Origin of the sequence: Nocardioides pelophilus (assembly GCF_014180685.1) — a bacterium.
In the GTDB taxonomy this organism is placed as follows: domain Bacteria; phylum Actinomycetota; class Actinomycetes; order Propionibacteriales; family Nocardioidaceae; genus Nocardioides; species Nocardioides pelophilus.
Genome location: NZ_JACEHF010000160.1, coordinates 1 through 9498 on the forward strand (window position 1 = coordinate 1; position 9498 = coordinate 9498).

The window sequence follows — 9498 nt, forward strand, 5'->3', positions numbered from 1 at the left end:
GGGCGAGGTCGGCGTCCCCGACCTCGGCCGCGATGATCGACTGCACGACCGCCGACAGCGTCGAGTCGCCGGTCGTGATCGGGTCGTAGTACTCGAAGTCGGCGCGCTTCTGCTCGGCCGTGAACTGGTCGCCCTGCAGGAAGAGCGCGAGCACGACGTCCGCCTGCTTGAGCACCTGGAACCGGTAGATCACCAGCGGGTGGTAGTGCAGCAGCAGCGGCCGCTTCTCCAGCGGGGTGTTCTGGAGGTCCCACATCTCGCGCTCGAGGAAGTGCGCGGCCTGCGGGTGGATCCCGAGGAAGTCGTCGAACGGGATGTACATGCCGTCCGCGCACTCGGCCCACTCGACCGGTTCGTCCGGCTCGAGGCCGGTGCGGCGCACCACGTCGGCGAAGGCGACCGGGTCGTTGCGCTCGAGCTGCCAGACGGCGTGGGCCGCCCGGCGCAGGTTGAAGCGGGCGAGCACGTTCGTGTACAGGTTGTCGTTGACGACCGTCGTGTACTCGTCCGGGCCGGTGACGCCGTGGATGTGGAAGGTCCGCCGGGTCTCGTCGCGCCAGAACCCCAGGTCCGCCCACAGCCGAGCGGTCTCGACCAGGATGTCGATCGCCTCGCGGCTCAGGAAGTCGCCGTCGCCGGTGGCGCCGACGTACTGGCTCAGCGCGTAGGCGATGTCGGCGTCGATGTGGTACTGCGCCGTGCCGGCCGCGTAGTACGCCGACGCCTCGTGGCCGTTGATCGTGCGCCACGGGAACAGGGCGCCGCGCTGCGACAGCTCGTGCGCGCGGTGGCGGGCGGAGTCGAGCAGCGAGTAGCGGAAGCGCAGTGCGTTCCGGGCCGCCCACGGCATCGTGTAGGTCAGGAACGGCATCACGTAGATCTCGGTGTCCCAGAAGTAGTGACCGCCGTACCCGGACCCGGTGACGCCCTTGGCGGGGATGCCCTGGCCCTCCGCGCGGGCGGCCGCCTGGCAGAGCGCGAACAGGTTCCAGCGCACGGCCTGCTGCAGCTCGGGATGGTCCGCGATCTCGACGTCACACCGGCTCCAGAAGCCGTCGAGCCACCGGCGCTGCTCGGCGAACTGGTGGTCGACACCCTGCTGACGGGTCCGGTCGAGGGTGCGCTCGCACCGGTCGATCAGCTCGCGCGGCGGCACCGACCTCGAGGTGTGGTAGCTGACCAGCTTGGTCAGCCGGATCGGCACCCCGGGCTCGGCGGAGATCTGGTAGATCACCTTGGCGAGGTCCTCGTCCGCGTGGACCCGCAACGTGTACGGCGCCTCGGTCTCCAGCTCGTGGTCGGCGACGACCCCGATCGTCATGCCGCTCTCGGCCGCCCGGTAGCCCAGCGCGATCCGCGCGGTGTGGGCGTCGGCCGAGTGCAGCACGGGGTCGAGGACCCGTCGGTTGAACCGCTCGGCCTGCCGCGGGTCGGTGGCGACCGTCTCCTCCGTGACCACCTCGGCGGCCGCGTCCTGCCGGTTGATCAGCTGCGACGAGATGGCGACCGAGGCCCGGCTGTCCAGCAGCGTGACCTCGAAGGTGAACAGGGCCAGGTGCCGCTGCGCCAGCGGCACCATCCGGGTGCTGCGGAGCCGCACCTTCTTGCCGCCGGGCGTCCGCCACACCAGGTCGCGCGAGAGCACGCCGCTGCGGAAGTCGAGGGCGCGTTCGTAGTTCCGCAGGTCGGCCACCGACATCTGGAGCGGCTCGTCGTCGACGTACAGCCGGATCACCTTGGCGTCCGGCGCGTTGACGATCGTCTGCCCGACGCGGGCGAAGCCGTAGGCCTCCTCCGCGTGCAGGATCGGCCAGGTCTCGTGGAAGCCGTTGATGTAGGTGCCGTCGACGTGGGCGTCGCGGCTCTCGGAGAAGTTGCCGCGCACGCCGAGGTAGCCGTTGCCGACGGAGAAGAGGGACTCGGTCTTGCCGAGATCGTCGGAGCTGAACCGGGTCTCGACCAGGCGCCACTCGTCGACGGGGAACCGGGTGCGGTCGAGGGGGTCGGCGACGGGCGGCGCGACGTGGGACGGGCCGTCCGGCGGTGGCGCGTTCACGCCTGCTCCTCGGCCTCGGGGAGCAGCTCGGCCAGGTCGGCCACCACCACCTCGGCCCCCGCCTCGGTCAGCGCGTCCGGGCCGGCGCCACGGTCGACTCCGACCACCAGCCCGAACCCGCCCGCGGCCCCGGCCTGGACGCCGCTGATCGCGTCCTCCAGCACGACCGATCGCTCGGCGGTCGCTCCCAGCTCCACGGCGGCGGCGAGGAAGGTGTCGGGTGCCGGCTTGCCGGGCAGGTGCCGTTCGGCCGCGACGCCGCCGTGCATGACCGTGCCGAAGTAGTCGGTGATCCCCGCAGCCGCGAGCACGGCAGGGGCATTGCGCGAGGACGACACGATCGCCATCGGCATGCCGCGGGCCTGGAGCGCGTTCAGCAGCAGCATCGACCCGGGATAGGCCGCGACGCCCTCCTCGGCGAGGACCTTCCCGAAGTAGTTGTTCTTGCGGTTGCCGAGCCCGCACACCGTCTCCGCCTCCGGCGGGTCGGTCGGCGCGCCCTCCGGGAGCGCGATGCCCCGCGCCAGCAGGAGGGTCCGCACGCCGTCGTACCGCGGCTTGCCGTCGACGTGGTCGTAGTAGTCCTGGTCGGTGTAGGGCGGTTGGCCGGGAACGCCGGCCAGGTAGTCGTTGAACATCGCCGCCCACGCGTGCATGTGCACCTCGGCGGTGGGCGTCACCACGCCGTCGAGGTCGAACAGCGCGGCGTCGTACCGACTCCAGTCCACCCTGGCCACGAGCGACAGCGTAGTCACCCGTGCCGCCTGTGGGCGGCGTCGCGAGGATCGGGCGCGGCCCTCAGGGAAGAACAGGGGTCCTGTCGGGGTCGGCTAGGTAGGGATACTCACGCGGCACGGGGGTACGGGGTGGTGGAATAGCGCCCATGGTTCTCCCCCTGGATCTGCTCGGCCCGGTCAAGCGCCGGGTGGGCAAGTTCCTCCTCGAGCGGACGATGCGCGACGGCATCGATCTGCGCAAGCTCCGCTTCCTCCCCGATTCGTTCACGCTCCCCATCAAGCGCGACGGCCTCGACCCGCTGCCCGACCTGATGCAGACCCAGGCCGACGAGCCGGTCAAGAAGCTGGCGACCATGTTCGGCCGGGGGGTCTGGCTCGTCACCGGCTACGACGAGGCCCGCGAGGTCCTGGCCGGCGACCAGGCCGACTGGTCCAACGACCTCGGGCAGTTCGTGTCGCAGGAGGGGCGCACCGCCGAGGAGCAGATCGGCGGGCTCGGCATGACCGACCCGCCGCTGCACACCCAGCTGCGCAAGTACCTCACCCCCGAGTTCACGATGCGCCGCCTGGCCCGGCTGGAGCCCGGCATCGAGGCGATCGTCCGGAGCCGCCTCGACGCGATGGAGGCCGCCGGTGCTGACGGTTCAGGGATCGACCTGGTGGAGCAGTTCGCGTTCGCGGTGCCCTTCGACGTGATCTGCGACCTGCTCGGTCTGCCCGTCGAGGACCGCGCCCGCTTCTTCGACCTGGGCGTCGCGCGCTTCGACCTCAGCCAGGGCGGGGCCGGCGCGTTCGGCGCCGCCGCCCACACCCGCGACTTCCTGATCAACGCCGTCCGCGAGCAGCGCCAGGACCCGGGCGACGGACTGATCGGCGCGCTGCTCCAGGAGTACGGCGACGAGCTCGACGACGTCACCCTCGGCGGCATCGCCGACGGGGTCTTCCTCGGCGGCTACGAGACCAGCGCCAGCATGCTGGCGCTCGGCACCTACCTGATCGCGACCACCCCCGACGCCGGCCGGATGCTGCGTTCCGACCCGGAGTCGGTCAACAAGGTGGTCGAGGAGCTGCTTCGCCACCTGTGCGTCGTCCAGCTCGCCTTCCTTCGGTTCGCCAAGCAGGACGTCGTCGTCGGCGGCGTCACGATCCAGGAGGGCGACGCGGTCGGCGTCTCGCTGCTCGCCGCCAACCGCGACCCGCGGCTCGGCCCCGACCTCGACACCTTCGACCCGACCCGCGACCCGGTCCGCCACCTGTCCTTCGGCTGGGGCATGCACCGCTGCGTCGGCGCCGAGCTGGCCCGGATGGAGCTGCGCATCGCCCTCCGGATGCTCGCCGAGCGCTTCCCCGACCTCACCATGGCCGTCGACATCGACGACCTCGACTTCCGCAAGCTGTCAGCCGTCTACGGCGTCGAGGCGCTCCCCGTGATGCTGTGGGGCGAGCTCGAGGAGACCGCGTAGGTCCACCTTCGCGGCTGGGCGCTCACTTCGAGGTCGAGAGCCGGTACTGGCGGACCGCGAGCGGCGCGAAGACCGCCACGATCGCGGCGGACCACAGCAGCGAGTAGACGACCGGGTTCTGCATCGCCCAGGAGTCGAGGACCATGTCGGGGCTGGCGTTGCCGAACAGCTCCCGGCAGGCCTGGGTGACCGTCGACACCGGGTTCCACTCGACGAAGACCTTGAGCGGCCCGGAGAAGGTGCTCTGCGGCACGAAGGCGTTGGAGACGAAGGTCAGCGGCATGATCACGATGAACGAGGCGTTGTTGACGACCTCGACGCTCGGCACGAGCAGCCCGACCCAGGCCATGATCCAGCTGATGGCGTAGGCGAACACCAGCAGGAGCAGGAACCCGGTCGCGGCGTCGACGAAGCCCTCGCGGATCCGCCAGCCGACCAGCAGGCCGGTGAGCGCCATGATGACCAGCGAGATCACGTTGTAGATGACGTCGGACGTGGTGCGACCGACCAGCACCGCCGACCGCGACATCGGCAACGACCGGAACCGGTCGATGATGCCCTTCTGCATGTCGTCGGCCAGGCCGTAGCCCGTGAACGTCGCTCCGAAGACCACGGTCTGGGCGAAGATGCCGGGGACGAGGAACTCCTTGTAGTCGACGCCACCGGGGACGTCGATCGCGCCGCCGAAGACGTAGGCGAAGAGCAGCACGAACATGATCGGGCTGATCAGCACGAACACGAGGATGTCGGGCACCCGCTTGATCTTGACGACGTTGCGCTGCGCGACGACCCAGCCGTCGGAGATGGCGCGGGTGAGGGTCTCGGTGGAGTTGCTCATCGTGCGAGCTCCTTGGTCTCGTCGGGCGTGGCCGGGCTGTCGGAGTCGGGGGACTCCTCGGCCGCGTGGCCGGTCAGGGCGAGGAAGACGTCGTCGAGGGTCGGCCGGCGCAGTCCGACGTCGAGGACGGTGACCTCCTCGCGCTCGAAGCCCTGCAGCACCCGCAACAGGTCGCCGGTGGGGCTGCCGCCGGTCGCGGCGGTGAGCTCACGGCCGTTGTCACCGACCCGGATGCCGTCGATGGCGACCTCCGCCAGGACCCGGGTCGCGGCCTCGCGGTCGGCGGCGTCGGCGAGGACGACCTCGATCCGCTCGCCGCCCGTGCGGCTCTTCAGCTCGTCGGCCGTGCCCTCCGCGATCGCGCGGCCGTGGTCGATGACGAGGATGTTGTCGGCCAGGCGGTCGGCCTCCTCGAGGTACTGCGTCGTCAGCAGGAGCGTGGAGCCGCCGGCGACCAGCTCGCGGATGACGTCCCACATCTGCTGCCGGCTGCGGACGTCGAGACCGGTCGTCGGCTCGTCGAGCACCAGCACCGGCGGCTCGGCGACGAGAGCGCCGGCCAGGTCGAGGCGCCGCCGCTGACCGCCGGAGTAGGTCTTGGCCGGCCGGTCGGCGAACTCCGTCAGGTCGGACTTCTCGAGCAGCTCGCGGGCCCGCTCCTGCGCCCGCGCCTTGCCCAGGTGGTAGAGCCGCCCGATCATGACGAGGTTCTCGTAGGCCGTCAGGTGCTCGTCGACGGCGGCGTACTGCCCCGACAGGCCGATCCGGGACCGGACCCCGACCGGGTCGGTCAGCACGTCGACCCCGGCGACTTCCGCGGTGCCGGCGTCCGGCCGGATCAGCGTGGTCAGGCACTTGACCGCAGTGGTCTTGCCGGCGCCGTTGGGGCCGAGCAGTGCGAGCACCTTGCCCTCAGGGACCGTCAGGTCGAGCCCGTCGAGGGCCGTGACCTCCTTGTAGCGCTTCACCAGTCCGCTGGCGCGGATCATGTCTGTCACCAGTTCTCCCTTCCCGAGTCCCCCAACCGTTCTGCCAACCTACTGACGGCCACCGACAGCCGGATTCATCGGCTTTTACGCCGATTCGCTCGACGTCAACGAGAACCTGTTCCATTCTTGGCCGATGAGCATCGAGTCGACCGTCGCGCGGTACGTGCCGGGCGGTGGGGCCGCGTGGCGGGACCCGTGGCCGTCGTACGCCGCGCTCCGGGAACAGGACCCCGTCCACCACGTCGTGCCGCACGGTCGGCCCGAGCAGGACTTCTACGTGCTCTCGCGGCACGCCGACGTGGTCGCGGCGGCGGTCGACACCGAGACCTTCAGCAGCGCCCGCGGCCTCACCGTGGAGTACGACGAGCTCGAGCGGATCGGGCTCGCGGACAACCCGCCGTTCGTGATGACCGACCCACCGGTGCACACCGCGTTCCGGCGGTTGGTCGCCCGCGGCTTCACCCCTCGCCAGGTGGCCGAGCTCGAGCCGGCGGTGCGGGCGTTCGTCGTCGAGCGGCTCGAGCGCCTGCGCGCGACCGGCGGCGGAGACGTCGTCGCGGAGCTCTTCAAGCCGATGCCGAGCATGGTGGTCGCCCACTACCTCGGCGTGCCCGAGCGCGACCGGCCGCGCTTCGACGCGTGGACCAACGCGATCGTCTCGGCCAACGCGGCGGACGGTGCGGGCGGTGCGGTCAGCGGCGCGGCCGGGGCGACGATGGAGCTGATGGCCTACTTCGCGGCCCTGATGGAGCAGCGTCGTGCCGAGCAGGCAGCGGGCGTGAGGGGCGAGGACACCATCTCCCACCTGGTCGCCGCCGCCGACGACGGCGAGGCCCGGGCCGACGCGATGGCGATCCTGGGGTTCGTCTTCACCATGGTGACCGGAGGCAACGACACCACCACCGGCCTGCTGGGCGGCACCATGCAGCTGCTGGCGGCGTACCCCGAGCAGCACGAGGAGCTCGCCGAGATGCCGGGCCTGGTGCCGGACGCCGTCGAGGAGATGCTCCGGCTCACCTCGCCGGTCCAGGGCCTGGCCCGCACCACCACCCGCGCCGTCGAGATCCACGGCACCGTGATCCCCGCCGGGCGTCGGGTGCTGCTCCTCTACGGCGCCGCCAACCGCGACTGGCGCAAGTACGGCGCGGACGCCGAGCACCTCGACATCCGCCGCCGGCCGACCCAGATCCTCACCTTCAGCCAGGGCCACCACCACTGCCTCGGGGCTGCCGCCGCGCGGCTGCAGGCGCGGATCGCGCTCGAGGAGCTGGTGACCCGGATCCCGAGGTTCACCGTCGACACCGACGCGATCGAGTGGGCGCCCGGCCCCTACGTCCGGCGGCCGGTCAGCGTGCCGATCAGCATCGCCTGACCGGGGATCGCCCGGACCGCTATCCAACAGCCCCCGACGCGCCTACGGTGAGCGGACACCACTCGGGGGTTCCTGCGGCGAGTGGAGACGACGATGACCGGGCGCTTGATCAGCTGGGGGCTCGCTGCGCTGCTGGCGCCGACGATCGTGGTGGTGGCCACCGCGTCGTCCGCGCCGGGCGCGACCTGCACCATCACCGGGACCACCGGTCCGGACACCCTGTACGGGACCTCGGGCCCGGACGTGATCTGTGCCCTGGCCGGCGACGACGTCATCAAGGCGCTCGGCGGGGCCGACATCGTGTTCGGCGGGGCCGGCAACGACACCCTCGACGGGGGGCTGGGAGCGGACACCCTGAACGGCCAGACCGGCAACGACCTGCTCCGGGGCGGGCTCGGCGACGACGTACTGCAGCCGAACCTGGGCGACGACCGGGCCTTCGGCGGTGACGGACTGGACACGCTGAGCTACGCCGAGATCACCAGCAGCGGCGTCAACATCAACCTCGTGACGCGGCGCGCGACCCTCATCGGGACCGACGTGCTGGCTGACGTCGAGAACGCCCGCGGCACCCGGTTGGCGGACACGATCGTCGGCGACGATGCCGTCAACGTGCTCGACGGCCTCGACGGCGCGGACACCGTCTCCGGCGGCGGCAGCAACGACCGGCTGCTCGGCGGGGTCGGCAACGACGTGCTGTCCGGCGGCGACGGCCACGACCTGCTGCTGCCCGGGGTCGGGAGCAACCAGGTCGCCGGTGGCGGCGGCCAGGACACCGTCAGCTACAGCAACCTCGCGGCCGCCGTGGTCGTGGACCTCGCCCAGCAGACCGCGTCGGGGGGCGGCATGACCGACACCCTCACGTCGGTCCAGAGCGCCGTCGGCACGAACGGCAACGACACCTTCTGGGGCACCGACGGGTTCGAGGCGCTCACGGGCCTGGGCGGTGACGACGTCTTCAATCCTCGCCTCGGCGGCGACCGGGTCGTCGGCGGCCCCGGCTCCGACCGGGCGGACTACTGGAACGCGTCGGCGGGCGTGTTCGTCGACCTGCCCCTCAACCAGGTCGAGACCGGCGCCGCAGGCATGATCACGGGCATCGAGATCGTCGGGGGCAGCGCGCACGACGACACGCTGGTGGGGCTCCTGTTCGACGGCACCCTCATCGAGGGCCTCGAGGGCGACGACACCATCCACGGGTACGACGGCGACGACGTCTTCGCCGGCGGCCCGGGCGACGACGTGCTCCACGGCGGGGACGGCAACGACCGCCTCTACGGCGAGGCGAACGCCGACTCCCTCTACGGCGGCGACGACGACGACTCGCTCTCGGGCGGAGGCGGGGCCGACTTCGTCGACCCCGGCCTCGGCAACGACTCGGCGACCGGCGGCGCCGACACCGACCGGGTCAGCTACCTCCTCAGCCACGACGCGACCGGCGTCACCATCGAGGTCGGAGGGGTGTCCGGCGACAGGGCCTCGGTCGGCGCGACCTCCGAGGAGGACGGCCTCGACGCGTTCGAGGTGTACGAGGGCACCAACCAGGCCGACGTCCTGTCCGACCTCGGCACCGCGCGTGCGACTGCCTTCCGCGCAGCCGGCGGAGCGGACGTGATCGACGTCGCGGACGGTGACACCCTCGACTCCGTCGACGCCGGCGAGGGCACCGACAGCTGCGAGGTCGACGACGTCGCCGAGCACCTCGACGGATGCGAGACGGTGGTCGACACCGGATGAACCCTGTCGTGACCGCCCGGACGGATGACATCGCGCGGGACGTCATACGGCCGAGCGGCGATAGGTCCACCGACGTATGACGTTGCGCGGGACGTCATACGGCCGAGCAGCGATAGGTCCATGAACGTATGACGTCCCGCCGCATCCGATGGAGCCTCAGACCAGCGGGCGCGCCAGCCGGTAGCGCCAGAACACCGGGACGGCGACCGCGGCGGCGGCGGTGAGTACGACGACGAGGACCCCGCCTCCTGCGGCCGCGACCGCCGTGCCGACGACGGCGGCGGTGGCACCGTGGGCGACGTCGGC

At 71.4% G+C, this 9498-nt stretch carries 7 protein-coding genes; 3 read left to right on the forward strand and 4 right to left on the reverse strand.

The window, feature by feature from the left end; genetic code table 11:
- Nucleotides 1-2056 (reverse strand): glycoside hydrolase family 65 protein (locus H0488_RS19055; protein WP_183100816.1); only part of this gene is annotated, 2056 nt, incomplete at its 3' end.
- Nucleotides 2053-2784 (reverse strand): HAD family hydrolase, encoded by a 732-nt coding sequence (locus H0488_RS19060; protein ID WP_183100822.1) that lies wholly within the window; start codon nt 2782-2784, stop codon nt 2053-2055. The genes H0488_RS19055 and H0488_RS19060, both read right to left, overlap by 4 nt.
- 155 nt (nt 2785-2939) lie before the next feature.
- On the opposite strand from H0488_RS19060, the gene H0488_RS19065 reads away from it, so the two are divergent.
- Nucleotides 2940-4256: a cytochrome P450 gene (locus H0488_RS19065; RefSeq protein WP_183100817.1), complete on the forward strand. Its 1317-nt coding sequence runs from the start codon at nt 2940-2942 to the stop codon at nt 4254-4256.
- Between the two features lie 22 nt (nt 4257-4278).
- Here the strand turns inward: H0488_RS19065 and H0488_RS19070 are convergent, their stop codons facing one another.
- Both H0488_RS19070 and H0488_RS19075 read right to left on the reverse strand, forming a co-directional pair.
- Nucleotides 4279-5094 carry an ABC transporter permease gene (locus H0488_RS19070; protein WP_183100818.1) on the reverse strand — a complete coding sequence of 272 codons (816 nt, stop codon included), beginning with the start codon at nt 5092-5094 and terminating at the stop codon, nt 4279-4281.
- A complete protein-coding gene (locus tag H0488_RS19075) occupies nt 5091-6083 on the reverse strand; it encodes an ATP-binding cassette domain-containing protein (protein ID WP_183100823.1) in 993 nt (330 codons plus the stop codon). The genes H0488_RS19070 and H0488_RS19075 overlap by 4 nt, the downstream gene beginning before the upstream one ends.
- A gap of 133 nt (nt 6084-6216) precedes the next feature.
- On the opposite strand from H0488_RS19075, the gene H0488_RS19080 reads away from it, so the two are divergent.
- A complete protein-coding gene (locus H0488_RS19080) occupies nt 6217-7455 on the forward strand; it encodes a cytochrome P450 (protein ID WP_183100819.1) in 1239 nt (412 codons plus the stop codon).
- A gap of 93 nt (nt 7456-7548) precedes the next feature.
- Nucleotides 7549-9192, forward strand: a complete 1644-nt coding sequence (locus H0488_RS19085) for a calcium-binding protein (protein ID WP_183100820.1) — start codon at nt 7549-7551, stop codon at nt 9190-9192.
- The last annotated feature ends 306 nt before the right edge of the window (nt 9193-9498 follow it).